The following is a 25,777-nucleotide window of genomic DNA, read 5'->3' as shown; positions in this document are numbered from 1 at the left end:
CTCGCTTTAGCCTTCTGCGCTCCTTTGTACCCCGAGTGAACAGATTTCGCTCGTGATTTCACAGAAAGTGCGCTCTGTGCCTCAGTGGGGCTCGGCACATGCGGCCCCTCACATGCTCGGCGCAACCACCTGCAGCGCGTCGGGAGTGGAGAAGAACTCGGCCTCGGTGCGTTCGCCCAGGTAGTCGCCGTCCATCTGCAAACCGACCGGTTCTGCCGAGGAAATTCGAACGCTCGGTACATCGTCGATGCGAATCAGCTTGCGAGACTTCGGTTCTGCACCTTTGGCAAGCAGCTGGCGAGAGACCCGCAACGTCGGGAACAGCGCAGTCGAGCGCATGCCGAACACTCCGAGACCCGAATCGAAACCGGTACCCGGATTGGTGTGCACCGGCCTCTGGTTCAAATAAGTCCACGGACTCGAATTCGACACGAACGCATAGTGGACTCCCTCGAACGGATCCCGACCCGGAACCTCAACCGTCAACCGAGCCGGCTGCCGCTTGTGCTTGAAGAACTCCTGCACAGCCGACCGCAGATACCGCGTCGCAGACACCGGCTTGCCGTCCTTACGACCGGCATCGATCGCCCGACACACATCGGCATCCAGACCCATACCCGCGTTGAAGGTGAACCAGCGATTGTCGCAGTGCCCCAACCCGATCGTCCGCCGCGCCCGTGCATCGAGCAGCCCGATCAACTGATTCGTCGCCGCCACCGGATCCGCCTCGATACCCAACGAACGAGCGAACACATTCGCACTACCGCCAGGAACGACCGCGATCGGCGGAATCGCACCGATCGTCACCGCCTGCATCGACGTCGGCAACGGCACCCCGAGCAAACCGTTGATCACCTCGTTGACCGTCCCGTCGCCACCGTGAACGATCACCAAACCCATCCCGTCCTCACGGGCACCCCGAGCCAGCTCCGACGCATGATCACGATGAGTCGTCTGCGCAACCGTCACCCGCACCCGGCTCGACAACGCATGAGCCAACAGATCCCGAGCCGCAGCAGTCGTAGAAGTCGCATTGGGATTGACGATCAGCAGCGCACGCACGAGCAATGACACTAACCGGGTCGTTCCGCACGCTCCACTCCGGTCACCTGGGTCGTTCCGCAGGCTCCACTCCCGGTTGCCTAGGCTGGTCGCGTGTCCACCTCACCCGAGAACCTGACCCCGCCGGCCACGTTTCGATCCGCCGGGGCGCTCGTCGCGGCGCAGGGCGTGGCGTCGTTGGTGGCCGCGATCGTCCTACTCGTCCGAGCATTCTCCGGAGAGGGAGAGAACGCAGTGGCCAACGGGTACGGCACCGCCGGGTGGTTCGGTGTCCTGGGCATCGGAGTCGGCGCGGCAGGCGTTGCCCTGGTCCTCGGAAAACGCTGGGGACGATCCATCGCCACGGTCGTACAGCTGTTGCTGCTGCCCGTCGTGTGGTCGCTGTTGACCGGATCGCACCAGACCGTCTACGGCGTCGCCCTCGGAGTCGTGGTCGTCGGCGTGCTCGTCTTGCTGTTCAGCCCGCCGTCCTCTCGGTGGATGGCCGCCGAATACAGCGACGTCGACGACGACTTCCGATGACGTAGTCGCTTCAACGCGCCTGGATGGCCAACTCGACCAATGCATCCTCGGTCAGGCGGAACGTGGTCCACTCGTCCTGTGGCTCTGCCCCGAGCGATCGGTAGAAGCCGATCGACGGGGTGTTCCAGTCCAGAACCGACCAGGCCAACCGCGTGTACTGCCGATCGACGCATTCGGCGGCCAACGCGGCAAGCAGTGCAGTTCCGAAGCCTTCTCCCCGCGCGGCGGGTTGCACGTAGAGATCCTCCAGATAGATTCCGTTGACTCCGTCCCACGTGGAGAAGTTCAAGAACCACAGCGCGCACCCCACCACCGTCCCCTCGTGCTCGGCGACGTGCGCGAACACCGACGGCTGCGCTCCGAACAGAGCGGAGCGAAGCTGCTCGTCTCGAACGGTGCACAGCGAGGACGACTTCTCGTATGCGGCGAGTTCGTGCACGAGAGCGGTGACGGCGGGAACATCGGCCTCGGTGGCGCGGCGAATCATCCTGGGTTTCCTTTCGGTGCCGTGGCGGCGGTGAGGATCGACGGGTGCACGTTGTGTGCGACGAGCTGGCGGAACGAATGCTCGAAGCCGAGCAACGAGTACGCGGCGGGCGAGAGGGCGAAGCGTTTGCCCTCGGTGATGGGGGCCTCTGTCCAGCCGGCGATGAGTGCGCGCGAGAAGTGGCCGTGACCGACCAACACGACGTCGCGGCCGCTCAACAGCGGCAGGACGACCGAGAGCACCATGTCGACGCGCACGGCGATGTCACCGATGGACTCACCACCAGGACACGGATGCGTCCAGACGGTCCAGTGCGGCACAGTTTCGTGGATCTGCGTCGACGTGATGCCTTCGTAGTCTCCGTAGTCCCACTCCGACAACGCATCCCACGTCCGATCGACCTCCAGGCCTGCGAGCTCGGCGGTTCGACGTGCGCGCTCTCGCGGGCTCGTGATCACCAGAGGATCGCGCAGGTTCAGTAATCGGAGCAGCGATCCGGCCTCGACGGCCTGTTGCTCGCCGACGCTGGTGAGGGGGACATCGGTGTTACCGGTGTGCTTGCCGGCAAGCGCCCATTCGGTCTCGCCGTGCCGGAGTAGAACGACTCTGCCTGCCTCGAGGCCGCCGTGTGTGGTCATGGAACGATCATGCCTGCCCTCGCGATGTGGCCCTTGTCATAGTCGACCTGCGGATGAGTCCGATTTGTCGATTGAGTACAGACCTACCGGCCGGTTACTCTCGTTCCGAATCGTCACTGCCATGGGCGACGCAGCTCTGTCCGTCTTGCCGCACAGCTCCTTCTCATCGACTTGGAGAACCATGACCGACCTACAGAAGCCCGCGTCGCCCGATTCTCCGGAGAAGCTCGACGGCGCGTTGCTGAAGATCGCCGGGGTCGTCGTGCTCGGGGCCATCATGTCGATACTCGACGTCACCGTCGTCAGCGTCGCGCTCCGGACCTTCACCGACGTCTTCGAGACCACTTACGCCAATGCCGCGTGGACGATGACGGGCTACACGCTTGCCCTGGCCACCGTCATACCGCTGACGGGGTGGGCTGCCGATCGGTTCGGAACCAAGCGCCTCTACATCACGGCGCTGGTGCTGTTCGTCCTCGGTTCGGTGCTGTGCAGCTTCGCGTGGGACATCACCTCGCTCATCGTCTTCCGAGTGCTGCAGGGCCTCGGCGGAGGCATGCTGATGCCACTGGGCATGACGATCATGACGCGCGCCGCAGGCCCGGAGCGGATCGGGCGCGTGATGGCCGTGCTCGGTGTCCCGATGCTCATCGGGCCCATCGCGGGGCCGATCCTCGGAGGCTGGCTGATCGAGGCGGCGAGTTGGCACTGGATCTTCCTCATCAATCTGCCGATCGGCATCCTCGCTCTGATCGCGGCCGTGCTGATCTTCCCCAAGGACAACCCGACTCCGTCCGAGTCCTTCGATTTCCGCGGCATGCTGATGCTCTCGCCCGGCCTCGCACTGTTTCTCTACGGCGCGTCCTCGGTCGTCGAAACCGAAACCGTTCTCGCGGTGAAGGTGCTGGTCCCGGTCATCGTCGGGCTCGTGTTGATCGTCTTGTTCGTGTTCCATGCACTGCGCGTGCAGCATCCCCTGATCGATCTACGGCTGTTCCGGAACAGGTCGCTCACCGTGGCCGTGATCACCACGACGCTATTCATGGTCGCCTTCATGGGCGCGGGTCTGCTGTTCCCGAGCTATTTCCTGCTTCGTGGAGAAACGACGTTGACTGCCGGGCTGCTGCTCGCACCACAGGGCATCGGCGCGATGCTCGCGATGCCGATCGCCGGAGTGATCGCCGACAAGTTCGGTCCCGGCAGGATCGTGCTGGTGGGGATGGTGCTCATCACCGCAGGGATGGCGGTGTTCACTCGGGTCGGCACCGACACCTCGTACACCGTGCTCATCGGTGCACTGTTCGTCATGGGACTCGGACTCGGTTCGACGATGATGCCGATCATGACGGCTGCGCTGCAGACGTTGACCGACGAGACGGTTGCGCGCGGCTCGACGTTGATGAACATCGTCCAGCAAGCGGCCGGGTCGATAGGTACCGCACTGATGTCGGTGGTGCTGACCGCTCAACAGAAGCCCGCACTGACCGCAACCAGCCAGGTCGAGGCCTTCGACATCTCGGCCAGGGCCTTCGGGACCACCTTCATGGTCGCGTTGGTTCTGATCGTCGTCACGTTCGTTCCCGCCTTCTTCCTGCCCCGGACGAAGCACGTCACCGAGCGGTCCACGGCACCGATCTCGCTGCATTGACGCGCCCGAGAGATGCCGAACCCTCGCTCATCGGCTCGATGTAAGCAAGGATCAGGGCCGTGACGACAATTCTCGCGGTTGCGAATCAGAAGGGCGGCGTCGCCAAGACCACCACGGTGGCTTCGCTCGCGGCTGCGCTGCATGCTCTCGATCGACGAGTCCTGGTGGTCGACCTCGACCCGCAGGGCTGTCTGACGTTCTCCCTCGGACACAATCCCGACAAGCTCGATTCCTCGGTGCACGAGGTGCTGACCGGGGATGCGAAGGTCGAGGACGTGCTGATCGAGACTGCGGAAGGAATCGTTCTGCTTCCGGCGACGATCGATCTCGCAGGTGCGGAAGCCCTGCTGCTGATGCGCGCGGGTCGCGAGTTCGCGCTCAAGCGAGCACTCGCGCCGATCCTCGAGGACTTCGATGTCGTCGTCATCGATTGTCCGCCGTCGTTGGGGGTGCTGACCCTCAACGGCCTCACTGCCGCACAGTCGGTGCTCGTGCCCCTGCAGTGCGAGACCCTCGCTCATCGCGGGGTCGGGCAGTTGTTGCGAACGGTGTCCGAGGTGCAGCAGATCACCAACCCCGATCTGACGCTGCTCGGTGCCCTTCCCACACTGTTCGACGCCCGCACCACGCACAGCAGGGATGTGCTCGGCGACGTCTCGGACCGCTACTCGTTGCCGGTTCTCGCACCGCCGATTCCGCGGACCGTACGCTTCGCCGAGGCCAGTGCCTCGGGCGCGACGGTACTCTCGGGACGAAAGAACAAGGGCGCACAGGCTTATCGAGAACTCGCCGAGAATCTGCTGGCGTACTGGGACGGTAAAGCCGATCTGAAGACCTACGATCCGGCGGAGTAGAACGAAGCCCGTGCCGGCGGGTCAGCCGAGAGCGACCACGTCGGAACCGCGTTGCTCGACGACCACATCACCGATCACCGACATCTGTATCGGGCCGTCGTAATCGCCTCGGTCGACCGGAATGTCGGCCGTCGAGACACCCGTGGAGAGATCGACCACCGAGATGCCGTCGGGCACCGGTAACAGGAGTCGGCCTGCCATGACCGCTCCACTTCCGAGGGCTCCGGGGACGGTCCAGAGAGGGCTCAGGTTGTTGGAATCGAACGCCTGGACCCCCGTGCCGGTGAACCAGGTGAGAGCCGAACCTGCCTTCGTCGCAGGAAGATCCGGGGTAGGGGAGGAGCCGGCCGGGAGAGTGAATTCGGACAGTTTCGCGGCCGCGTCGTCGTAGAGTCCTACCCGGTCGGGCGCGCCGTTCTCCGCTGGAATGTGCAGCGCGACAACGTTGCCCGTGATCGCGATGATCTGCCCGGCAGTGGGTGCGTCGGATCGGGGAACGAGTTCAGGTACCACCGTCGACCCGTACTCCTCAGGTTTACCGGCGTCCTTGGGTGCAGGATTCATCAGCGACAATCGGGCAGCGGTCTCTCCCGGGCACTGTTCGAGCACAGCCGTCCGCGAGTTCGTCGACGCCGAGGACAGCAGCGTGCACCCGGTTCGCGGCTGACTACCCGGATTGACCGGGGCATCGACTCGACCGTATTCGAGGGTGCGCACCATGTCCGACCGCCACAGCTCCATGCGAGTGTCGCCCCTCGACGTCACGTAGGTGCCATCGGAGGACAGGCGGACCGCATCGTCGGCGTCGGAAGTGCGCTGTGCCTTGCGCTCTCCGGTCGGCGCGTCGAGTTCCGTCACCTGAGAGCAACCGCGGTCGTCGCGGTAGACCGCGACCGCGGTGTTCCACGACGAGACCACCGAGCAGAGCGGGAGATCTCTCGAGTACGACCAGGATTGCTCTCCTGACCGAGGATCGCGGCCGAGGACGGAGCCCCCGTCCGCCGTCACCACCGTGGATCCGGTGACGACAGGGAGCGGGGTTCGCGTCGAATCCGTCGCTGCACTCGGCGCACGCCACAGTTCGGTGAGCGCAGTGGGCACCGCGAGCGCGGGCTCGGCCTGAGGCAGCGGCTCCTCGGCCGGGATCGATGTGGTTCCGCGAGCATCACCGGTGAACCAGGCGATGCTCGCGGCAACCACTACCACCACCGCGATGACGGCGGCGACGAGGAGGTCGGTTCTCGTCCTTCGTTCTGGAGCCAGCACGGCGGGAGATTACTCCGACGCGCTCGCAGTCGAGGGTCCGGCGTCGGCGGACGATCCACTGGGGCGACGACGCCTGCGGCGGCGCGGCGCAGTCTTGGTGACCGTGTCCGCGGACGCCGCATCGGACGTATCCGACTGTTCGGCAACCGATTTCGTTGCCGGTGCGGAATCGTTCTGCGCAACGCTGGTTGCGGCGGTGTTGTCGCCGTCCTGCCCTGCGCGGGTGCGACGCCGACTGCGTGAGCGGCGCGGCTTGGTAGCCGAAGACGCGTCGGCCGCAGGTGCTGCCGTCGCCTCGCCGTCGTCCGCCTTCTCCGGGGCGCGCGAGGGTGCCTTGCGTACCGTGCCGGTGGCGTCGGTGGCGATACCGAGGTCGGTGAACAGGTGCGGCGAGCTCGAATAGGTCTCGACCGGATCCGGCATGCCGAGATCGAGCGCCTTGTCGATCAGCTGCCAACGGGGGATGTCGTCCCAGTCGACCAAGGTGACCGCGATGCCGGTGCGCCCTGCACGGCCGGTGCGGCCGATGCGGTGCACGTAGGTCTTCTCGTCCTCGGGGCACTGGTAGTTGATGACGTGGGTGACGTCGTCGATGTCGATACCGCGGGCTGCGACGTCGGTCGCCACCAGAACGTCGATCTTGCCCGTCCGGAACGACTTGAGGGCTTTTTCGCGCTGGACCTGGCCGAGGTCACCGTGCACGGCACCGACCGAGTATCCGCGCTCGGCCAGCTCGTCGGCGACCTTCTGGGCGGTGCGCTTGGTGCGGGTGAACACCATGGTCGCGCCGCGACCCTCGGCCTTGAGAACCTTGGCGACCATCTCGACCTTGTCGAGGGCGTGGGCCCGGTAGACGTGCTGGGCGGTGCGGTCGTGGACGGCCGAGGACTCGGCCTCTTCGGCGCGGATGTGCGTCGGCTGAGTCAGGAACGTCCGGGCCAGAGTGATGATGGGGCCGGGCATCGTCGCCGAGAACAGCATCGTCTGACGCTTGTCGGGAACCATGCCGAGGATGCGTTCGATGTCGGGGAGGAACCCGAGGTCGAGCATCTCGTCGGCCTCGTCGAGGACCAGGACTCCGACTTTGCCGAGGATCAGGTGGTTCTGCTTGGCGAGGTCGAGCAGTCGACCCGGGGTGCCGACGACGACGTCGACGCCGTTCTGCAACGCGCTGATCTGCGCCTCGTACGGACGGCCACCGTAGATGGAGAGCACCTTGACGGGGCCGTTCGCGCCGCTGAGGTACTTGGATGCGTTCTCGAGGTCGGAGCTGACCTGAACGCACAGTTCACGGGTCGGCACGATTACCAGGGCGCGGGGAGTGCCGTCGAGCGGGGAGGTACCGGAGTTGTCCGTGGCGAGTCGGTGCAGCAGGGGCACCCCGAAGCCGAACGTCTTGCCCATTCCGGTGCGTGCCTGACCGATGAGGTCGTCGCCCGCGATGGCGAGCGGCAGCGTCAACTCCTGGATGGCGAACGTGCGCTCGATTCCCATCTCGGAGAGCGCGCGAACGATGGTGGGGTCAACGTTCAGTTCGGCGAACGTGGGGGGTACGTGCGTGTCGTCCAGCTGCGCCGACAGCGTGGTGTCGCCGGTGTCGGATTCTTGGTCGATGACTATCTTGCTCAGGGGACTGGCCTTCCTCGTGGTCGAACGTGCGCACGAGGAAGGGCATAGGCCTATTGCCGGCCGAAGTCGATGCCCTCGATCCGATGTGATGTCGCCGTCAGCCTCAGCGCGGCCGCGAACTGCGATGTTCGCTGCGGCGAAGCTGTCGAGGCGACCCGGATCAGGTGCGCACACATTATCGATGACCGTCGCGTGCTTCTTCGGTCCGTTTCATCGGTCCGCGAGTGACGATCGAGCACCATGGTAGCTTGCCGAACGGAATTCTCCATTGTCGGCAGGTCACGGTAGGTCCAGCGCGCGCCGCGACGAGGCGTCGGGCACCGGACTACGATTGCCAGCCATGGGAGCCCATTCGTCGGAGCCGTCGTCCGCAGTTTCACCCACCACTGTCGTCGAGTCGCCCGAGTCGGATCGAGTCGAGCCGGCGATCGCGCACGATCACCCCGGTATTCCGGATCTGTTCGCGGTGCTCGCGTACGGCGAGATCTCCGCGTTCTATCGCCTGGCGGACGACGCTCGAATGGCTCCGTCGATGGAGGGTCGCGTCGCGCTCGCGAGCATGGCGGCTGCGGAGATGAGTCACTTCGAGACGTTGCAGAGAGCCTTGTCCGATCGTGGTCTCGACGTCTACGCCTCGATGGACCCGTTCGTTCGCGCCCTGGACGAGTACCACGAGTCGACGACGCCGTCGACGTGGTTGGAGTCGTTGGTCAAGGCGTACGTGGGTGACGGCATCGCGGCCGATTTCTACCGGCAGATCGCGCACAGTCTCGCCCCCGACGTGGCCGAGATCGTCCGCGACGTGCTGGCCGAGACCGGGCACTCGGAATTCGTGGTGCACGAGGTGTCCGATCGGGTTCGTGCGAGCTCGCAGGAGAAGGCGCGATTGATGCTGTGGGGTCGTCGTCTGCTCGGTGAGGCCATCACCCAGGCGCAGTTCGTGCTCGCTCGCCGTGAGTCGCTGACCGATCTCGTCATCACCGCATCGGGAGACCTCAACGGTGTCGTCGCACTGTTCGATCGCATGCAGGAACAACACGCGGAACGGATGTCTTCACTCGGCCTCGACTGACCGCACAGGACTGTGTTCGCTGACAGCACAGGGCGTCGGGCGTCTGGCTCGACGCCGCTGCACTAGCCTGGCGTGAGCAGAGTTGTCGAGAGTTCGGAGGTTGACCGTGGAGGTCAAGATCGGTGTTTCGGAGAGTTCCCGTGAGCTCGTCGTGAACAGCACGCAGTCCCCGGCCGAGGTCGAAGCGCTCGTATCGACCGCCTTCGCCGGTAAGGACGGAGTGCTGACGTTGGAGGACGAGAAGGGACGCAAGTTCTTGATTCAGGCTTCCAAGGTGTCGTACGTCGAGATCGGTCCGTCCGATTCTCGGAAGGTCGGATTCGCGACCGCCTGAGACTGCTCGGAACGCAGAACACGCCCCTCACTCGCATCGAGTGAGGGGCGTGTCGAGTTTGCGGGTTGCGAGGCTACGGTGCCTGCAGGGGAACGTGCGACAGACCGCCCCAGGCCAGCGAGACCGTGGTGTCGACGGCGTCTTCCTTCGAGATCGGCCGGTCGGCTTCGAGCCAGTACCGGGCGGTGAACTGACTGGCACCGACCAGGCCTACGGCCAGTACGCGAGCTCGATAGGGATCGAGTCCGGAATCGTGGGCAACGAGGTCGAAGACGGCATCGACGCACGCTTCGGTTGCCTGCTCGACGCGTGCATTGACCTGCGGGTCGCCCATCAGATCGGATTCGAAGACCAGGCGGAATCCCTGTGTGTCGGTGTCGACGAAGTCGTAGAACGCCAGCACCGCAGCACGAACTCGTTGCTTGTTGTCCGTGGTCGAGCGCAGAGCCTGGCGTACTCCTGCGATCAGGGTGTCGACGTAACTCTGCAGCACCGCCAGGTACAGCTCGAGTTTTCCGGGAAAGTGTTGATACAGGACCGGCTTGCTGACGCCCGCGCATTCGGCGATCTCGTCCATTCCGGATGCGTGGTACCCACGGGTCACGAATATCTCACTCGCCGCAGCGAGCAGTTGCGCCCGACGGGCATCGCGAGGCAGCCGTGCGCCGCGCCGATTGCCGGTGGTGGCCGGCCGGTCCGAAGACCTCCGGTCGTCGAGATCTGTCATCAATTATGTTCCCATCCGCGTCGACAGCTGCGCTCGTCTTGGTTCGACAACGAACGGTCCGGCATGAACTTCCGGCGGGTGGCCGTCGGTTCGGACCGCTCGTAGCGCAGATCACGGGCAACGATACTCGTGGCGGCCGGCACCCACGGGATCCTGGGGGACCGTTGCGGAAAGTGGGCGATACCGGAACATGTCGAGCGGTTTGTTCGTACGATGTTTTCGTACCGAAAACCCGATAGTTCCATTCCCGGTATCGGCGTGCCGAGCAGCGGGCGGTGAGGATTGTGAGATCGTGTTCGAGTGACTGACCGAGGCGGGCCGCGTACCGGCGGTGGTGTGCAGTCGGACGGCGTCGACGACGGTTACGACGATCGCGCGGACGATTTCCCACGCAGTGTGGGCAGTCGCGGATCGCATCAACCGCTCCGCGCGCAGTGGGATCCGACGCAACGCGAGGTCAAGCTGCGCAGTCGTCGACCGGATCGCGACATCAGGAAGCAGAGCAAGCTCGGAAAGTTCGCGTCCACGTACGGCTGGCGGGCGTACGCGGTGCCGATTCTGATCGTGGTGACCGCGCTCGTCGTATTCGATGCCGTGCGGACCGGTGACCCCGTCACCGGCACCGCAGCGCAGTCGACCAACGCCGATCCTGGATTCGGCACCTTGAGTTCGGATACGACGTCGGGCACCGGAATCATCGGCGTTCCGCCGCAGGCCGACGGTAACTTCGCAGCGTCGATATCGTCGGGTGAACTGCCCGACGGTGGTCCGTTCGCGGTGGAGGGGACCGGAACGTGGCACACCGTGCCGGGGACAACGGACCAGGTGGGGCAGGGGACCGAGCGGGTGTTCACCTACACGGTCGAGGTCGAGGACGGCGTGGACACGGTCGGGTTCGGCGGCGACGAGTCGTTCGGCCGATTGGTGGATCAGACCCTTGCCAACCCCAAGAGTTGGACCAACGATACACGGTTCGGATTCCGTCGCATCGATCAGGGCGATCCCGACTTCAGGATCTCGCTGACGTCGCAGATGTCGATCCGGCAGGCCTGCGGTTACGACATTCAACTCGAGGTCTCCTGCTACAACCCCGGCATCGAGCGAGTGGTGCTCAACGAGCCGAGGTGGGTGCGTGGGGCGATCTCGTTCCAGGGCGACATCGGCTCGTACCGCCAGTACCAGATCAATCACGAGGTCGGCCACGCGATCGGCTACCAGCAGCACCAACCGTGTGAGACCGACGGTGGGCTCGCTCCGGTGATGATGCAGCAGACATTCGGAACGAACAACGACGACATCGCGCGACTGGACCCAGCGGGCGTCGTTCCGATGGACGGCAAGACCTGCCGATTCAATCCGTGGCCCTACCCGCGAGGCTGATCGGCTGGGTTTCCGACAGGCCGGGGGATTAGATTCGAACGTGTCGCGCCGGGTCACCGGCCGCCGTGTCGAGTCGAGGAGCGTCGCTGCGTCGTGGTCCACCTACCCCCGCTGGTCGAACCCGCAGGCGAACTGTCGCCCGAGGACGTCGCCCGGTACAGCCGGCACCTGATCATTCCCAGTGTGGGAACCGACGGTCAGAAGCGACTGCGCAACGCCCGCGTGCTCGTCGTCGGTGCCGGGGGACTGGGCTCACCCGCACTGCTGTACCTCGCGGCCGCCGGTGTCGGGACTCTGGGCATCGTGGAATTCGACGACGTCGAACTCTCGAACCTGCAACGGCAGATCATCCACGGCCGGTCCGACGTGGGTCGCCCGAAGGCCGACAGCGCGAGAGACTCGATTCTCGAACTCAACGACGGCGTCGAGGTGACGCTGCACCGTGTTCGACTCGACTCGTCGAACGCGCTCGAGCTCTTTCGGCAGTACGATCTCGTGCTCGACGGGACCGACAACTTCGCCACCCGATACCTCGTCAACGACGCGGCCGCGCTGGTCGGAATCCCTTATGTATGGGGTTCGATCTACCGGTTCGAGGGGCAGGTGTCGGTGTTCTGGGATCGAGCCCCCGGCGACGCAGGTATCAATTATCGCGACCTGTACCCCGAGGCTCCACCGCCCGGCATGGTGCCCTCGTGTGCAGAGGGTGGGGTGCTGGGGGTGCTGTGCGCGTCGATCGGGTCGATCATGGTCACCGAGGCGATCAAGCTGATCACCGGAATCGGCGAGACGTTGCTGGGTCGGTTGATGATCTACGACGCACTGGCGATGAGCTATCGAACCGTCGGTCTGACTCGTGACCCGTCCCGCACGCCGATCACCGAGCTGATCGATTACGAGGCATTCTGCGGAGTGGTGCCGGCCGCCGACTCCACCGGCGAATCGATCACTCCGGCGGAGCTGCACGCAATGATGCAGTCCGGTCGCGAGATCGCCCTCATCGACGTGCGTGAGCCGGTGGAGTGGGACATCGTCCGCATCGACTGTGCGCGCTCGATTCCCAAGGGTCGAATCCTGTCGGGGGCGGCGATGTCGGATCTACCGCAGCACATCCCCATCGTGCTCTACTGCAAAACCGGCATCAGGTCCGCCGAGGTGCTCTCCGCCCTCGTGGCAGCCGGTTTCTCGGACGCCGCCCATCTGCACGGCGGAATAGTGGAGTGGGCCAAGCAGATCGATCCCGGTCTGCCCATGTACTGATGCGGTCCGTGTGTGCGCGTCGTTCGCAGTGGCACCGCGATCGGCGGTAGCGTGGCGCTCGTGAGCTCTGTCGAACCTCCTCAGCACGTGATCTCTACGTTCGGGCTGCGCGATGTCGAGCCTGCACCTCTCGGCGCGGACTGGGACGGTGGATGGCGTCTGGGCGACGTCGTGCTGTCTCCGGTGGCAGACCATGCCCGCGCTGCGTGGTCGGCCAAGGTGCGCGAGACCTTGACCGTGGACGGGGTTCGTCTCGCACGACCGGTGCGTTCCACCGACGGCCGTTACGTCGTGTCGGGCTGGCGCGCGGACACGTTCGTCGCCGGTGAACCGGAGCCCCGTCACGACGAGGTGATCTCGTTGTCGATGCGGTTGCACGCGGCGACCGCGCAACTCGAGCGACCCCGATTTCTGGTTCAGCCGCCCGTGGCGCCGTGGGCCGACGTGGACGTGTTCGTTGCTGCCGACAGAGCTGCATGGGAGGCGGTCCCGCTGCGCTCGGCTCGCGGTGCAGGCGCACCCGAGCCGTCGTCCAGCGATGGCAAGAGCAGCCTGGAATTGGTCAAACAGCTTGCGACACTACGCAAGCCGGTCGAGTCGCCTGATCAGTTGGTGCACGGTGATCTGTTCGGAACGGTGTTGTTCTCCGGTAGCGATGCCCCCGGAATCAGTGACATCACCCCGTACTGGCGTCCCGCGCCGTGGGCTGCCGGGGTGGCCGTGGTGGACGCCCTCTCCTGGGGTGACGCCGACGACGGTCTGGTCGGCCGCTGGGACGATCTACCGGAATGGCCGCAGATGTTGTTGCGCGCGTTGATCTTTCGTCTCGCAGTGCACGCGCTTCACCCACGTTCGACGTCGGAGGCCTTCCCCGGCTTGGCACGAACAGCAGATCTGGTGCGCCTCATTCTGTGAGTTCTGCTGCGCGAGCCGGGAGTTCCTCTGCGCGAGCCGGTGATTCGGAGAGTTCGTGGAACAGAGACCGAGCGGCATGCATCGCGCGGGCGGCGTCACCGTCGATGACCGCCGCCACGAGTGCGGTGTGTTCGTCGATGTAGTCGTCGTCGTGCTCAATGGCATGGTGGCGCATGGCGTCGTGGATCACCGGCAGCAGTGAATCGTAGAACTCCAGATAGATGGCGTTGTGGCTGGCCGCGACGATGGCGCGGTGCAGGCGTGCGTCGATCCGAACGGCATCCGCCAGCGGCGTTTCGTCGGACCACGCCGCATTGCGATCGGCCAGTGCGCTCAGCATGGCGACGATGTCGTCGTCGTCGCGTCGGTCGGCTGCAAGAGCCGCCGCGGTGACTTCCAGTGTCTCGCGTAGCTCGGTGACGTCGCGGTGCCGAGCGTCCGAGAAGTACTTTCCCAAGGTTCCGCCCAGGTCGGAGCACGTCATGACGAATGTGCCCGAACCCTGCCTGCGTTCGACCATGCCTGCGTGGACGAGTGCCTGCACTGCTTCACGCACGGTGTTTCGCCCGGTGCCGGTCATCTCGCACAGTTCGGGTTCCGTGGGAATGCGGGTACCCACCGGCCATCGCTGCGAGGTGATCTCCTCGCGCAGCGCAGCCGTCACCTGGGAGATCAGGCTCGATCGCTGGACCTGCCGCACGTGGGCTCCTCATGCCGGGGACGTTGCAGCGTCGATAGTAATGCTTTGCACCCAATGATCCGGTCATCCTATGATTACGCGGTGAGTGCGCCTACCGTCCCCGCCGCCCGAACCGTCGGTACCTCGCTCCTGCGCGGGCGAATTCTCGTCTTCTCCGCAATCGTTCTGTCAGCACTGACGCTGCGGGCGGCAGTGACCTCGATCAGCCCGCTGTTCGGCAGGATCGGCACCGACCTCGAGTTCGGCGACACGGTTGTCGGCGTCGTCGGAATGTTGCCCCCGGCGATGTTCGCCGTGTTCGGTCTGGCAACACCGTTTCTCGCCAAGCGCACCGGTCTCGAGCGAGCTGCGCTGCTGGCCATGGCACTGACCACCATCGGAATGGCCACCCGTGCATTCGCGCCGAACACCACCTCGTTGCTCGCCCTGTCCGCGATCGCCCTCGCGGGAATGGGAATCGGGAACGTCGTCATCCCGCCGTTGGTCAAGCGGTACTTCTCCGATCGTCTCGCTGTGGTGAGCACCGTCTACATCTGCGTCATGCAGATCAGCACCATGGTCCCGCCGCTGCTCGCGGTACCCATCGCCGACGCGCACGGATGGCGTGTGTCCATCGGGATCTGGGCCGTGGTCGGCGTCGCGGCCGCACTGCCGTGGCTCGGTGTGGTGGTGGCCCGACGCGGCCACGACGAGAAGGACGTCTCGGCCGAGTCCGGATCGGCCGCGGTGCGCGTGGAACCGAGCGGCCGAATTCATCGATCCTCGCTGGCGTGGGGGATGGTGATGATGTTCGCAATGACCTCCCTGATCACGTACTCCATGCTCACCTGGTTGCCGACGCTGTTGATCGATGCGGGGATCGGAGAAGGCTTGGCCGGTGCTTCTGTCGCGGCCTTCGGCGCGATGGGTTTGGTCACGTCGCTGGCCGCACCGACTCTCTGTGCGCGAGTGCGTAATCCGTTCGGCCTCGTGGTGGTCGCCGCGGTCTGCTATTTCGGCGGCTTCTCGGGTCTGCACTGGTCGCCTGCCGCCGGTACGGTCGTGTGGGTGTGCCTGGTCGGGCTGGGCACGATGACCTTCCCGATGTCGCTGACGCTGATCAACCTCAGGACGCGTACCGCGGTGGGATCGTCCTCGCTGTCGGGGTTCACTCAGGGACTGGGTTACGTGGTGTCCTCGACCGGTCCGATTCTGTTCGGGCTGCTGCACACGCAGTCCGGTGGGTGGGGACTCTCGTTGGTGCTGCTGACCGGGTGTGTGGCGGTTCTGCTGGTCGGAGGGTTCCTGTGCTGCCGACCGAGGATGCTCGAAGACACCTGGTGACGCACGGCGACCGTTGACGCTTCAGCTCACGTCGGTGCTCGACGGCACGTGAGACCAAGTTAATCAACGAGTCATCGCGCGCAGCGCCGCGGCAACATGGCTTTCCTATGTTCGGTTCACACACCGATCAGGAGGCCACACGTGACCAGCCTTTCTCGCAGCGCTTCGGCAGATGCCGGCTCAGCCACCACGGCGACTGTTCCACCCGGAACAGTTCCCGTCTCCGTCAACCATCACATCGCGCACTGGAATTCCGAGGACGTCGAGGCCTGGGAGGCCGGCGGCAAGCAGATCGCCAAGCGCAATCTGATCTGGTCGGTCATCGCCGAGCACGTCGGATTCTCGATCTGGTCGATCTGGTCGGTGATGGTGCTGTTCATGCCGTTGTCGGTCTACGGCATCGACGCCGCGGGCAAGTTCTTCCTGGTGGCCGTCCCCACCCTCGTCGGCGCGATCCTGCGCATTCCGTACACCTTCGCCACGGCCAAGTTCGGTGGCCGTAACTGGACCATCTTCAGTGCTCTGGTGCTCCTGATCCCCACCGTGCTGACCATGTACTTCATGCTCAACCCGGCGTCGTACACCACCTACATCATCGTTGCGGCGTTCGCCGGACTCGGCGGCGGTAACTTCGCGTCCTCGATGACGAACATCAACGCGTTCTATCCGCAACGCGAGAAGGGGTGGGCGCTCGGCTTGAATGCGGGCGGCGGCAACATCGGTGTGCCCGTCATCCAGCTCATCGGCCTGTTGGTCATCGCCACCATCGGCAACACCGCCCCCGAGATCGTGTGCGCCGTCTATCTCGTCTTCATCGCGCTGGCCGCCGTCGGTGCCGCGCTGTACATGGACAACCTGGACAACCAGAAGACCAACGGACGCTCCATGATCGACGTGCTGAAGTTCTCGGACTCGTGGTGGATCGCCTTTCTGTACATCGGCACGTTCGGGTCGTTCATCGGCTTCAGCTTCGCGTTCGGGCAGGTCCTGCAGATCAACTTCCTCGCCGGACTCACCGACGGAGCACCGGCGACTCCCGCTCAACAGGCGCAGGCATCGCTGCAGGCCGCTCAGATCGCGTTCATCGGACCGTTGCTGGGATCGCTGTCGCGTCCGTTCGGCGGCAAGCTCGCCGACAAGATCGGTGGCGGCAAGATCACCCTGTACACATTCGTGGCCATGACGTTCGCCACCGGGATTCTGGTTGCGGCCAGTACCTGGGACGATTCGACTCCCGGCGCGGCCAGCGGCACCGTGATGGTTCTCTTCGTCGTCGGATTCATCGCACTGTTCCTGCTCTCGGGCCTCGGAAACGGATCGGTGTACAAGATGATCCCCGCCATCTTCGCTGCGAAATCCGCTCAGCTTCAGGGCATGACCGTCGACGAGCAGCAGCACTGGTCGCGCAAGATGTCCGGTGCCCTCATCGGAATCGCCGGCGCGATCGGCGCTCTCGGCGGCGTCGGAATCAACCTGGTGCTTCGGGCGTCGTACTCGGGCACCGCGAAATCCGCGACCACCGCGTTCTGGGTGTTCCTTGCCTTCTACATCGTCTGCGCGATCGTCACCTGGGCGATCTACCTGCGCAAGACCAACTCCGCCGACGCCGACGCGCCGGTAGCAGTCTGAGGATCCATCACCGGCGAGAACGAAACACACTGCACGGCAACGTAGATCGGAAGGACCCGCAATGAAGAACGCGGTAGTGGTAGGTCACGGGATGGTCGGACACCGATTCGTCGAAGCGTTGCGTGCGCGCGACGAGGCGGCCGAGTGGAAGGTCACTGTGCTGTGCGAGGAGGCACTGGCGGCGTACGACAGGGTGGGACTGTCGTCCTACGTCGGTGCCTGGGACCACAAGGAACTCGCTCTGGCGGGCAACGACTATCCCGGTGACACCCTCGTCGAGATGCGCACCGGAGTACGTGCCGATCGCATCGACCGCGACCACCGCACCGTCGTGACCTCGGCGGGGGACACGGTCGAGTACGACGCTCTCGTCCTCGCCACCGGCTCCTACCCGTTCGTGCCGCCGATCACCGGACACGACCTGCCCGCGTGCTTCGTCTACCGAACCCTCGACGACCTGGACAAGATCCGTGCCCGCGCCGACGCCGCAGGCCCGGGCGCCGTCGGTGTGGTGGTCGGCGGTGGCCTCCTCGGTCTCGAAGCGGCGAATGCGCTGAAGAAGATGGGCATGACCCCGCACGTCATCGAGTTCGCTCCACGATTGATGCCGCTGCAGGTGGACGAGGGCGGCGGCGCGCTGTTGGCGCGTCTGGTCACCGAACTCGGATTGAACGTACATGTGGGAGTCGGCACGTCGTCGATCTCCGAGAACGACAGCGCCGGTCTGACGGTCGAACTGAGTGACGGCAGCACCATCGACGCCGCGCTGCTGGTGTTCTCCGCCGGTGTGCGTCCCCAGGATCGACTGGCACGCGAGAGTGGCCTCGAGGTGGGTGAGCGCGGCGGCATCATGGTCGACATCGGCTGCAGTACCTCCGATCCTGCCGTCTACGCGATCGGTGAATGTGCTGCGGTCGAGGGTCGGTGCTACGGACTGGTCGCTCCCGGGTATTCGACGGCGGAGGTCGTGGCCGACCGATTGCTCGGCGGCGCAGCGCAATTCCCGGGTGCCGACATGTCCACCAAGCTCAAACTGATGGGCGTCGACGTCGCGAGCTTCGGCGACGCGATGGCGGCAACGCCGGGCGCTCTCGAAGTGGTGTTCAGCGATGCTCCCAAAGGCACGTACGCCAAGCTCGTCGTCACCGACGACGCGAAGACTCTGCTCGGCGGCATCCTCGTGGGCGACGCCTCCGCGTACTCGCTGTTGCGGCCACTGGTCGGTCGCGAGTTGCCCGGCGATCCGGGCGCTCTGATCTCACCAGCCGCCGAGCAGGTCGGCATCGGTGCACTGCCCGACGACGCCGAGATCTGCTCGTGCAACGGTGTGAGCAAGGGGGCCATCTGCTCGGCGATAGCCGACGGAGCCTGCGACCTGGCGGCCGTGAAGAGCTGCACCACCGCGGGCACCACCTGTGGCGGATGCCTGCCCTCGATCAAGTCGTTGCTCGCCGCGTCCGGTGTGGTCCTCTCGAAGTCGTTGTGCGAGCACTTCGCTCAGTCCAGGGCCGAGCTGTACGAGATCGTCCGGGCCACGAACACCCGCACCTTCTCGTCGCTGATCGCCAAGTACGGCTCGGGAACCGGCTGCGACATCTGCAAGCCTGTCGTCGCGTCGATTCTCGCGTCTACGTCCTCCGACCACATTCTCGACGGCGAGCAGGCGTCGTTGCAGGACACCAACGATCACTTCCTGGCCAACATCCAGAAGAACGGCACCTACTCGGTGGTGCCCCGGATGCCGGGCGGTGAATGCACTCCGGAACAGCTCATCGTCATCGGCGAGGTTGCTCGCGATTTCGGGCTCTACACGAAGGTGACCGGAGGGCAGCGCATCGACATGTTCGGTGCCCGCGTCGAGCAGTTGCCGGCGATCTGGAAGCGCCTCGTCGACGCCGGGATGGAGTCGGGCCAGGCGTACGGGAAGTCGCTACGGACGGTCAAGAGCTGCGTCGGATCGAGTTGGTGCCGTTACGGCGTCCAGGATTCGGTGGGGATGGCCGTCGATCTGGAGAACCGCTATCGAGGTCTGCGGTCGCCGCACAAGATCAAGTTCGGCGTCTCGGGCTGCGCTCGCGAATGCGCCGAGGCCCGCGGCAAGGACGTCGGGATCATCGCGACCGAGGGTGGTTGGAACCTCTACGTAGGCGGTAACGGAGGTCAGTCGCCCAAGCACGCGCAGTTGCTCGCGTCCAACCTCGACGATGCCACCCTGGTCAGCTACATCGACCGCTACCTCATGTTCTACGTCCGTACAGCCGACCGGCTGCAGCGCACGGCACCGTGGCTCGAATCGCTCGACGGGGGACTCGACCACCTCAGAGCCGTCGTGTGCGAGGACAGTCTCGGCATCGGTGCCGAGCTCGAAGCCGACATGGAACGCCACGTCGCCGGCTACAAGGACGAGTGGGCCGGCGTGCTCGAAGACGACGAGAAGCTCGGTCGGTTCGTCTCCTTCGTCAATGCTCCGGACGAGTCCGACCCCACCATCGCGTTCGACGAGTCCGGCGCGCGCAAGGTGCCCGTGCTGATGGGAATGCCACGTGTGGGCGCGTGAGCCGATACGTGAGCTGACAACCGGCAGGTCACGAGACTGAGTGCATGTGCACAGACGAGTAATCGCGACTTAACGGCCAAGAAACACAAGCAACGTGGAATAGCTGATCAGGAGGTACGCCATGACTGTCATCGATTCGTCAGCAGTGAAGTCACCATCAGCGGTACCGAACGACATCGCTCGTGATTGGACCCCGGCCTGCACGCTCGACGCGCTGATTCCGGGGCGCGGGGTAGCGGTGCTCCTGCGAGGCGGCACCCAGGCGGCGCTGTTTCTGCTCGACGACGGACGACTGTTCGCGGTGGGCAACATCGATCCGTACGGGCGTGCAGCAGTGATGTCACGCGGACTGGTGGGAGACCGAGGGGGCGAACCCACCGTCGCATCGCCGCTGCTCAAGCAGGTTTTCTCGCTGGCCGACGGGCGCTGCCTCGATGACCCGCAGGTCACCCTCGGATCGTTCGAGGTCTCCTGCGTCGAGGGCGTCGTGCTCGTCCGCGGCGGATCTACGTGAGCGAAATTGCAGGGGCTGCAATGCCTCTGGTCGGGTTCACCGTCGGGATCACCGCTTCGCGTCGGGCCGAGGAGTTCGCGACTCTGCTCGAGCGGCGCGGGGCCACCGTGATGCATGCCCCCGCTATTCGCATCATCCCACTGGCCGACGACGCCGAGCTCGAACGCGTCACCGCCGCCGTCATCGCTGATCCACCCGAAATAACCGTGGCCACAACAGGAATCGGATTTCGTGGCTGGGTCGAGGCAGCGGACGGGTGGGGGCAGGCAGAAGAACTGGGGCGGGCACTCGGTGCGTCCCGGCTGCTCGCTCGCGGTCCGAAGGCGAAAGGAGCCATTCGAGCGGCCGATCTACGCGAGGAGTGGTCGCCCGCCTCGGAGTCCTCGGCGGAGGTACTCGAACATCTGTTGGCCGAAGGGGTGGAGGGCAAACGCATCGCCGTGCAGCTGCACGGCGCGACCACCGAATGGGAGCCGGTCCCCGATTTCTGCGAGGTGTTGCGCTGCGCGGGAGCCGAGGTGGTGCCGGTGCCGGTGTATCGCTGGACAGCGCCCGACGACCAGAGCCCGATGTCCCGCATGATCGAAGCCGTCATCGTCGGTGATCTCGATGCCCTCAGCTTCACCTCGGCACCGGCGGTGGCGTCGATGCTGATGCGCGCCGACGAGAACGGCGTGCTCGAGCCTTTGCTGCAGTCGATGCGATCGAGGGTGCTGCCGGTGTGCGTCGGGCCGGTGACGGCCGCGCCCCTCGAACAGCTGAACGTGGCCACCACACAGCCGACACGGGCGCGTCTGGGGGCACTCGCGCGGCACATCGCCGAAGAACTACCGAGGCGCACCGGTCGGCTGCATGCGGGCGGACACGTGGTCAGTGTCCGCGGTAAGTGCGTGGTGGTCGACGGTGAAGTTCGACCGGTGTCCCCAGCAGGCATGGCGTTGATGAAGACATTGGCGCGCAATCCAGGACGCGTCGTCTCCCGCGAGGACCTGTTGGCGTCCCTGCCCGGCGGAGGGGGCGACACCCACGCGGTGGAAACGGCGATGACCAGACTCAGGTCCTCGCTGGGTGCACCGAAAGCAATCCAGACCGTGGTCAAGCGTGGCTATCGCATCGCACTCGATCACATCGAGACCGAAACGGACTGCGATTCCGAAGAACCGGCTGATCGAGTGGCCGTCGTAGAAGGGGGAAAGTACTGATGACACCGACTCTTGTTCTGGTTGCACACGGCACTCGAAACCCCCGTGGTGTCGAGATGGTCGCCGCACTCGCCGATGCCGTGTCGGCGCAGATCGGTACCACGCGCGTGGCATTCGTCGACGTACTCGGGCCGTCACCGGCCGAGGTGCTGCGCGACACTGCCGGCTCGGCTGTCGTGGTTCCCGCCTTCCTCGCGTCGGGCTACCACGTGCACACCGATGTGCCGCGAGAGATCGCCGACAGCGCTCACACGTCCGTCGCCGTCACCCGCGCTCTCGGACCCGATCCGGTACTGGCGGAAGTCATGGTCGATCGACTCCGTGACGCCGGGTGGCGCTCGGGTGATCCGATCGTGCTCGCTGCAGCAGGATCGTCCGATGCTCGTGCGTTGGAAGAACACCGGCGCGCGGCGGCGATGTTGGCCGATATCACGCGAGTTCCGGTCCGTATCGGCTACGTCGCCACGAGTACCCCCACCGTGTCCGACGCGGTGTCGACTCTGCGAGAAACCGGGCACACACGGGTGTTCGTGGCGTCGTATCTGTTGGCGCGCGGCCTCTTTCACAACCGTCTGGCCGACGCCGGAGCCGACGGCGTCGGTGCACCGCTCGGAGTGCATGCCGCGATCGTCGATCTCGTGGTCGCGCGTTACCGCGAGGGTGTTCGATCTCTCGGTGAAACTAGTGGTGCGGCAACGGAAGAATTGTCACCGGCTCGTCGGCGCTGACCTCGGCCGGGATCACAGCCAGTGCGTCGCGGCCGACGAGGTGCGCCAGGTGCGCCGTGCGGACCCGGATATCTGCCCGCCACCGTGTGCCGTCCGCGGTGACCGGGACTATGCGAGGCGTCGAGGATCGAACCTCGGCAGCATTGGACAACAGGCCGATCCGCGGTGGCCGTACCGTTCTCCCGGTCAGGGCATCGACGATGGCGGGCGCGGCGAGCATCGCGGTACCGACAGCCGCCAGCGGATTGCCCGGTAGGCCGAGTACCACTGTGCCGTCGGGCAACGCCGCGGTGATCTGAGAACCGCCGGGACGCACGCGCATTCGCCCGACGACGGTCTCGGCATCGATGCCTGCGAGGGTCGCGCGGAGCTGATCGGCTGCCCCGCCTCCGGTCGCCCCGACGACGATGATCACGTCCACGTCCCGAGTGCGGGTCAGCACGTCTCGAAACCCCGTCGCAGAATCCTCGAGCAGCGTCACGTCGACGACGGTGATGCCGCAGTGCGCCAGGTACTCCGGCAACACCGACCCGAGCACGTCCCTGGTCTCGCCAGGGGCGAGTGGCCCGGTGGATCGAATCTCGTTGCCGCTGATGACTACTCGTCCGCGTACCGGACCGCGCACCGCCACCTCGAACACCTCTGCACTGGCAGCGAGCGATCGTACGGCCGCATCGATCGGGGTGCCGGCTGCGACGAGTTCGGTACCGGGCAGCCAGTCCTCACCGCGTCGACGCGTGTCGTCGGACTGCGGTGCCGTCGGCATGCGTCGAGCAGAACCGTCGGACTCGCGGGTCATGTGCTCGTCGCGCACCACCGATGTCGCTCCGGGCGGAAGGGCTGCGCCCGTCGCGATGCGCACGGCCGTTCCTTCGGTGAGTGGGGCGATGTCGGAGGTGCCGGCGTACGCGATGTCGGACCGGAGGGTCCACGGATCGGTGCCGCACACGGCGTAGCCGTCCATCGCGGAGATGTCGACTGCCGGCAGCGCGGTTCGAGAGATAAGCGGTTCCGCCAGTACGGTGCCGGCACTGTCCTGCAGGGGAATTCGACGGATCGGCATCGCAGGGAGTCGGCTCCGAACGCGTTCGAGTGCGTCGCTCACCTCGAGCGTCTCCGGCTGCTGTGCGGCCAGACGGGCGGCGAGAAGATCGGCGGGGGTGTCGCAGTCGTCGATACCGGACACCGCGATCACCAGATGATCGGCAGGAAGGATCGTGCGCATCGGCGCGCCCTCCACTGAATCCAGCTGTGCCAGCGCGGAACGCAACGCGGCGTGCCGCCACACTCCCAGCAGGAATTGCGTACGACCGGCACTGTCGCGGGCGAATACGGCGTCGGTGTGCGAGCGCGATACGGCACCGATCAGCGACTCGACCGTCGCGGCGTCGAGAAAGGGCAGATCCGACGCGATGACCACCACCAGATCCGCGGTGCCTTCCGCACAGTCGTCGAGTGATCGCAGGCCCGCGGCGAGTGCAGAGACCGGGCCGCCGCCCACGGGGGACTCGCGAGTCTGCACCACGTGATCGGGCACTCCGGCACGGGTCGGACCCACCAGAATCGTTGTGCGACAAATCGTTACCGCATCCACGGCGATGTCGACCATACGGCGCCCGCCGACGGTCATGGCAGGTTTGTCGACCTCGTGCGGCGCAGCGGGGTTCTCGGGATCTGCCATCCTCGACCCTCGACCGCCGGCGAGGACGATCGCGTCGCAGACCGGTTGCGTCACGTTGCGAGCTCCGTCATGTCGGCAGCGGCACGTTCTGCAGGCGAACCTGCCCGCGTGCTATGACTTTTCCGCTGTCGGAGGCGGTGATCGTGACCAGCCACAGTTGTTGAACACGGCCCTGCTGCAACGGTTCTGCGACAACGTCGACGCGGCCGCCCTTGCTGGCGCGGAGAAAGTCGGTGCCGTTGTGTACGCCGACTGCGAATTCACCGCGCTCCTTGACCGCCTCGCTGGCACCGATGCTCGCTGCGCTCTCGACGGCAGTGGTGTAGACGCCGCCGTGGACGACCCCCCAGGGCGTGAAGTGCTCGTCCGTCAACTCGATGTGCCCGGCCACCCTGGTGCCCGAGACCTCGTCGACGACGAGACCGGCGGAGGCGACGAAGCTGCTCGCCTTCGACAGCGCGAACTTCGCCGTGGGGCGTGGATCGAACTGCTCGAGTGCGTCCCTGATGTTCATTCTCCGAGATTAGTGGTCGGCGGCGATGGCGGTGGGAGCGCCCCGAAGTCGAATCGAATCGAGCTCAGTGGCACGCGCCCGTCGTGGTTCGGGACGCCTTCGCTGCGCAGAGTCTCCAGCTGTCTCGAGGCCAGGTGCGGGGCGGGCCTTCCACTCGCGCCGAGGACTCGATGCCAGGGCACGTCGGCGGAATCGGTGCGCATGATCCATCCGACGATGCGTGGACTCGACAGGTCGGCGGCGGCCGCGATGTCTCCGTAGGTGGCCACGAATCCAGGGGGGATCGACGCGACCAACGCGCGAACTCTCTCGACCTGGGCTTCGGTGATCGGGGCCATCTACAGCAGGGATCGCACCAGCTCGGCGACCTCGACCGGCTTGGCCTGGCCGACCATGTGATCGCAGTCCAGTTCGACCGTTCGTAGGTTGTCACCGAGCTTGTCTCGCAGCGCCGAGAGGAATTCCTCTGTGACATAGGGGGGTTCGACGCGCATGGCCCGCACCACGATGGTCGGGACACTCTCGGCGGGAACCACGATCGGACGAACGAGCTCACCCCACGTCGCGATGATGGCCGGAATCGACATCCGCCAAGCGACCTTCCCGCCGTCGGCGGGGATCAGGTGATCGGCTACCTCACGATCGAGCAATTCGGTGGGCACATCCGCCCACGCCCCGTGGATCTTCTCCGAGCGCGCCTCGTCGGCGTCGGTGTAGTCGGGGGATTTCGCGGTCGCCTCGGCCACCTCGAGCAAATCCTCCGGCGGCAACGCGATCGCGGGATCGAGCAGAATCAGCGCCCGCACAGCCTCGGGGAACCTCTGCGCGAGGTGCACGGCCAGCGCGCCGCCGTACGAGTGGCCGAGGACCACGACCGGTCCACGCGCATGGGCGTCGAGCACGGCTTTGAGCGCAGTGACCTGCGCGTCGATGTCCCAGGGCGGTGTGGCCGGGGAGTGCCCATGGCCGATGAGGTCGGGTGCCAGAATCCTGGCCTCGGGAATGTGGTTCTCGGCGAGGTCCCACCACCGGGCACCGTGTCCGGTGACACCGTGGACGGCGAGGATTTCGGGACCGTCTGCGGGTCCGAACGTATGCAGATTCAACTCGGTCACGTCGACCACTATGCCGTATC

25 protein-coding genes are annotated in these 25,777 nt (G+C 65.5%); 14 read left to right on the top strand and 11 right to left on the bottom strand.

What is annotated here, in order from left to right:
* Nucleotides 1–108 precede the first annotated feature (108 nt).
* On the bottom strand, nucleotides 109–1,062 hold the full coding sequence (locus QM590_RS01805) for a diacylglycerol/lipid kinase family protein (RefSeq protein WP_068045641.1): 954 nt from the start codon (nucleotides 1,060–1,062) through the stop codon (nucleotides 109–111).
* 93 nt (nucleotides 1,063–1,155) lie between these two features.
* Here QM590_RS01805 and QM590_RS01800 point away from each other — a divergent pair, with 93 nt between their 5' ends.
* Nucleotides 1,156–1,584 (top strand): hypothetical protein, encoded by a 429-nt coding sequence (locus QM590_RS01800; protein ID WP_149405464.1) that lies wholly within the window; start codon nucleotides 1,156–1,158, stop codon nucleotides 1,582–1,584.
* Between the two features lie 10 nt (nucleotides 1,585–1,594).
* On the opposite strand, the gene QM590_RS01795 is transcribed toward QM590_RS01800, so the two are convergent.
* Both QM590_RS01795 and QM590_RS01790 read right to left on the bottom strand, forming a co-directional pair.
* Nucleotides 1,595–2,071, bottom strand: a complete 477-nt coding sequence (locus tag QM590_RS01795; RefSeq protein ID WP_149405465.1) for a GNAT family N-acetyltransferase — start codon at nucleotides 2,069–2,071, stop codon at nucleotides 1,595–1,597.
* On the bottom strand, nucleotides 2,068–2,709 hold the full coding sequence (locus QM590_RS01790) for an acid phosphatase (protein WP_269593522.1): 642 nt from the start codon (nucleotides 2,707–2,709) through the stop codon (nucleotides 2,068–2,070). The genes QM590_RS01795 and QM590_RS01790 overlap by 4 nt, the downstream gene beginning before the upstream one ends.
* Nucleotides 2,710–2,890: 181 nt before the next feature.
* Between QM590_RS01790 and QM590_RS01785 the strand changes: the two genes are divergently transcribed.
* The gene (locus tag QM590_RS01785) at nucleotides 2,891–4,357 is read left to right on the top strand and encodes a DHA2 family efflux MFS transporter permease subunit (RefSeq protein WP_269593523.1); all 1,467 of its coding nucleotides are present in this window, start codon (nucleotides 2,891–2,893) and stop codon (nucleotides 4,355–4,357) included.
* A gap of 59 nt (nucleotides 4,358–4,416) precedes the next feature.
* Nucleotides 4,417–5,211, top strand: coding sequence for a ParA family protein (locus QM590_RS01780; protein ID WP_269593524.1), 795 nt, complete (start codon nucleotides 4,417–4,419; stop codon nucleotides 5,209–5,211).
* 21 nt (nucleotides 5,212–5,232) lie between these two features.
* On the opposite strand, the gene QM590_RS01775 is transcribed toward QM590_RS01780, so the two are convergent.
* Nucleotides 5,233–6,477, bottom strand: a complete 1,245-nt coding sequence (locus QM590_RS01775; protein WP_269593525.1) for an Rv3212 family protein — start codon at nucleotides 6,475–6,477, stop codon at nucleotides 5,233–5,235.
* A 9-nt stretch (nucleotides 6,478–6,486) separates the two neighbouring features.
* Nucleotides 6,487–8,160: a DEAD/DEAH box helicase gene (locus QM590_RS01770; protein WP_269593716.1), complete on the bottom strand. Its 1,674-nt coding sequence runs from the start codon at nucleotides 8,158–8,160 to the stop codon at nucleotides 6,487–6,489.
* Between the two features lie 286 nt (nucleotides 8,161–8,446).
* Between QM590_RS01770 and QM590_RS01765 the strand changes: the two genes are divergently transcribed.
* Both QM590_RS01765 and QM590_RS01760 read left to right on the top strand, forming a co-directional pair.
* The gene (locus tag QM590_RS01765) at nucleotides 8,447–9,178 is read left to right on the top strand and encodes a ferritin-like fold-containing protein (RefSeq protein ID WP_262498296.1); all 732 of its coding nucleotides are present in this window, start codon (nucleotides 8,447–8,449) and stop codon (nucleotides 9,176–9,178) included.
* Nucleotides 9,179–9,284: 106 nt separating this feature from the next.
* The gene (locus tag QM590_RS01760) at nucleotides 9,285–9,512 is read left to right on the top strand and encodes a DUF3107 domain-containing protein (protein ID WP_269593717.1); all 228 of its coding nucleotides are present in this window, start codon (nucleotides 9,285–9,287) and stop codon (nucleotides 9,510–9,512) included.
* 73 nt (nucleotides 9,513–9,585) lie between these two features.
* On the opposite strand, the gene fasR is transcribed toward QM590_RS01760, so the two are convergent.
* On the bottom strand, nucleotides 9,586–10,239 hold the full coding sequence (gene fasR / locus QM590_RS01755; protein ID WP_068046045.1) for an HTH-type transcriptional activator FasR: 654 nt from the start codon (nucleotides 10,237–10,239) through the stop codon (nucleotides 9,586–9,588).
* A gap of 396 nt (nucleotides 10,240–10,635) precedes the next feature.
* Here fasR and QM590_RS01750 point away from each other — a divergent pair, with 396 nt between their 5' ends.
* The 3 genes from QM590_RS01750 (at nucleotide 10,636) to QM590_RS01740 (ending at nucleotide 13,794) form a co-directional block, all read left to right on the top strand.
* Nucleotides 10,636–11,619 (top strand): DUF3152 domain-containing protein, encoded by a 984-nt coding sequence (locus QM590_RS01750; protein ID WP_269593718.1) that lies wholly within the window; start codon nucleotides 10,636–10,638, stop codon nucleotides 11,617–11,619.
* Nucleotides 11,620–11,712: 93 nt separating this feature from the next.
* Nucleotides 11,713–12,879, top strand: a complete 1,167-nt coding sequence (moeZ, locus tag QM590_RS01745) for an adenylyltransferase/sulfurtransferase MoeZ (protein ID WP_269593526.1) — start codon at nucleotides 11,713–11,715, stop codon at nucleotides 12,877–12,879.
* A 60-nt stretch (nucleotides 12,880–12,939) separates the two neighbouring features.
* Nucleotides 12,940–13,794: a TIGR02569 family protein gene (locus QM590_RS01740; protein ID WP_037190242.1), complete on the top strand. Its 855-nt coding sequence runs from the start codon at nucleotides 12,940–12,942 to the stop codon at nucleotides 13,792–13,794.
* Here the strand turns inward: QM590_RS01740 and QM590_RS01735 are convergent.
* The gene (locus QM590_RS01735) at nucleotides 13,784–14,494 is read right to left on the bottom strand and encodes a FadR/GntR family transcriptional regulator (protein WP_037189870.1); all 711 of its coding nucleotides are present in this window, start codon (nucleotides 14,492–14,494) and stop codon (nucleotides 13,784–13,786) included. The two genes, QM590_RS01740 and QM590_RS01735, sit on opposite strands and share 11 nt — an antisense overlap.
* Before the next feature lie 81 nt (nucleotides 14,495–14,575).
* On the opposite strand from QM590_RS01735, the gene QM590_RS01730 reads away from it, so the two are divergent.
* The 6 genes from QM590_RS01730 (at nucleotide 14,576) to QM590_RS01705 (ending at nucleotide 22,447) form a co-directional block, all read left to right on the top strand.
* Nucleotides 14,576–15,817, top strand: a complete 1,242-nt coding sequence (locus QM590_RS01730; RefSeq protein ID WP_269593527.1) for an MFS transporter — start codon at nucleotides 14,576–14,578, stop codon at nucleotides 15,815–15,817.
* 237 nt (nucleotides 15,818–16,054) lie between these two features.
* Nucleotides 16,055–17,446, top strand: coding sequence for a nitrate/nitrite transporter (locus QM590_RS01725; RefSeq protein ID WP_094642478.1), 1,392 nt, complete (start codon nucleotides 16,055–16,057; stop codon nucleotides 17,444–17,446).
* Nucleotides 17,447–17,507: 61 nt separating this feature from the next.
* Entirely contained in the window at nucleotides 17,508–20,003 is a 2,496-nt protein-coding gene (gene nirB, locus QM590_RS01720; RefSeq protein WP_094642302.1) for a nitrite reductase large subunit NirB, read from the top strand.
* Between the two features lie 121 nt (nucleotides 20,004–20,124).
* Nucleotides 20,125–20,517, top strand: coding sequence for a nitrite reductase small subunit NirD (nirD, locus tag QM590_RS01715; RefSeq protein ID WP_094642301.1), 393 nt, complete (start codon nucleotides 20,125–20,127; stop codon nucleotides 20,515–20,517).
* 20 nt (nucleotides 20,518–20,537) lie between these two features.
* Nucleotides 20,538–21,719 (top strand): uroporphyrinogen-III synthase, encoded by a 1,182-nt coding sequence (locus QM590_RS01710; RefSeq protein ID WP_269593719.1) that lies wholly within the window; start codon nucleotides 20,538–20,540, stop codon nucleotides 21,717–21,719.
* Nucleotides 21,719–22,447: a sirohydrochlorin chelatase gene (locus tag QM590_RS01705; RefSeq protein WP_269593528.1), complete on the top strand. Its 729-nt coding sequence runs from the start codon at nucleotides 21,719–21,721 to the stop codon at nucleotides 22,445–22,447. The genes QM590_RS01710 and QM590_RS01705 overlap by 1 nt, the downstream gene beginning before the upstream one ends.
* Here QM590_RS01705 and QM590_RS01700 read toward each other — a convergent pair.
* From QM590_RS01700 to QM590_RS01685, 4 genes are read right to left on the bottom strand one after another with little or no spacing between them, the layout of a single operon-like run.
* The gene (locus QM590_RS01700; protein ID WP_269593529.1) at nucleotides 22,401–24,182 is read right to left on the bottom strand and encodes an NTP transferase domain-containing protein; all 1,782 of its coding nucleotides are present in this window, start codon (nucleotides 24,180–24,182) and stop codon (nucleotides 22,401–22,403) included. The two genes, QM590_RS01705 and QM590_RS01700, sit on opposite strands and share 47 nt — an antisense overlap.
* Before the next feature lie 13 nt (nucleotides 24,183–24,195).
* Complete coding sequence (locus QM590_RS01695) at nucleotides 24,196–24,642, bottom strand: PaaI family thioesterase (RefSeq protein ID WP_269593530.1); 447 nt, start codon at nucleotides 24,640–24,642, stop codon at nucleotides 24,196–24,198.
* Nucleotides 24,639–24,980, bottom strand: a complete 342-nt coding sequence (locus QM590_RS01690) for an MGMT family protein (RefSeq protein WP_269593531.1) — start codon at nucleotides 24,978–24,980, stop codon at nucleotides 24,639–24,641. Before QM590_RS01690 ends, QM590_RS01695 begins: the two co-directional genes overlap by 4 nt.
* A complete protein-coding gene (locus QM590_RS01685; protein WP_411741262.1) occupies nucleotides 24,981–25,757 on the bottom strand; it encodes an alpha/beta hydrolase in 777 nt (258 codons plus the stop codon).
* Between the last annotated feature and the right edge of the window lie 20 nt (nucleotides 25,758–25,777).

It is taken from the genome of Rhodococcus sp. IEGM 1372, assembly GCF_030056835.1.
Lineage (GTDB): Bacteria > Actinomycetota > Actinomycetes > Mycobacteriales > Mycobacteriaceae > Rhodococcoides.
The sequence above is the reverse complement of the archived record's forward strand: the minus strand, read 5'-3'. Positions and strand labels throughout refer to the sequence as shown.

What these genes read in the sequence shown, in the direction of transcription:
- QM590_RS01695 (WP_269593530.1), bottom strand. Translation starts at nt 24,642, where the DNA reads ATGAACATCAGGGACGCACTCGAGCAGTTCGATCCACGCCCCACGGCG.
- QM590_RS01705 (WP_269593528.1), top strand. Translation starts at nt 21,719, where the DNA reads ATGACACCGACTCTTGTTCTGGTTGCACACGGCACTCGAAACCCCCGT.
- fasR (WP_068046045.1), bottom strand. Translation starts at nt 10,239, where the DNA reads ATGACAGATCTCGACGACCGGAGGTCTTCGGACCGGCCGGCCACCACC.
- QM590_RS01765 (WP_262498296.1), top strand. Translation starts at nt 8,447, where the DNA reads ATGGGAGCCCATTCGTCGGAGCCGTCGTCCGCAGTTTCACCCACCACT.
- QM590_RS01690 (WP_269593531.1), bottom strand. Translation starts at nt 24,980, where the DNA reads ATGGCCCCGATCACCGAAGCCCAGGTCGAGAGAGTTCGCGCGTTGGTC.
- QM590_RS01795 (WP_149405465.1), bottom strand. Translation starts at nt 2,071, where the DNA reads ATGATTCGCCGCGCCACCGAGGCCGATGTTCCCGCCGTCACCGCTCTC.
- QM590_RS01785 (WP_269593523.1), top strand. Translation starts at nt 2,891, where the DNA reads ATGACCGACCTACAGAAGCCCGCGTCGCCCGATTCTCCGGAGAAGCTC.
- nirD (WP_094642301.1), top strand. Translation starts at nt 20,125, where the DNA reads ATGACTGTCATCGATTCGTCAGCAGTGAAGTCACCATCAGCGGTACCG.
- QM590_RS01710 (WP_269593719.1), top strand. Translation starts at nt 20,538, where the DNA reads ATGCCTCTGGTCGGGTTCACCGTCGGGATCACCGCTTCGCGTCGGGCC.
- nirB (WP_094642302.1), top strand. Translation starts at nt 17,508, where the DNA reads ATGAAGAACGCGGTAGTGGTAGGTCACGGGATGGTCGGACACCGATTC.
- QM590_RS01790 (WP_269593522.1), bottom strand. Translation starts at nt 2,709, where the DNA reads ATGACCACACACGGCGGCCTCGAGGCAGGCAGAGTCGTTCTACTCCGG.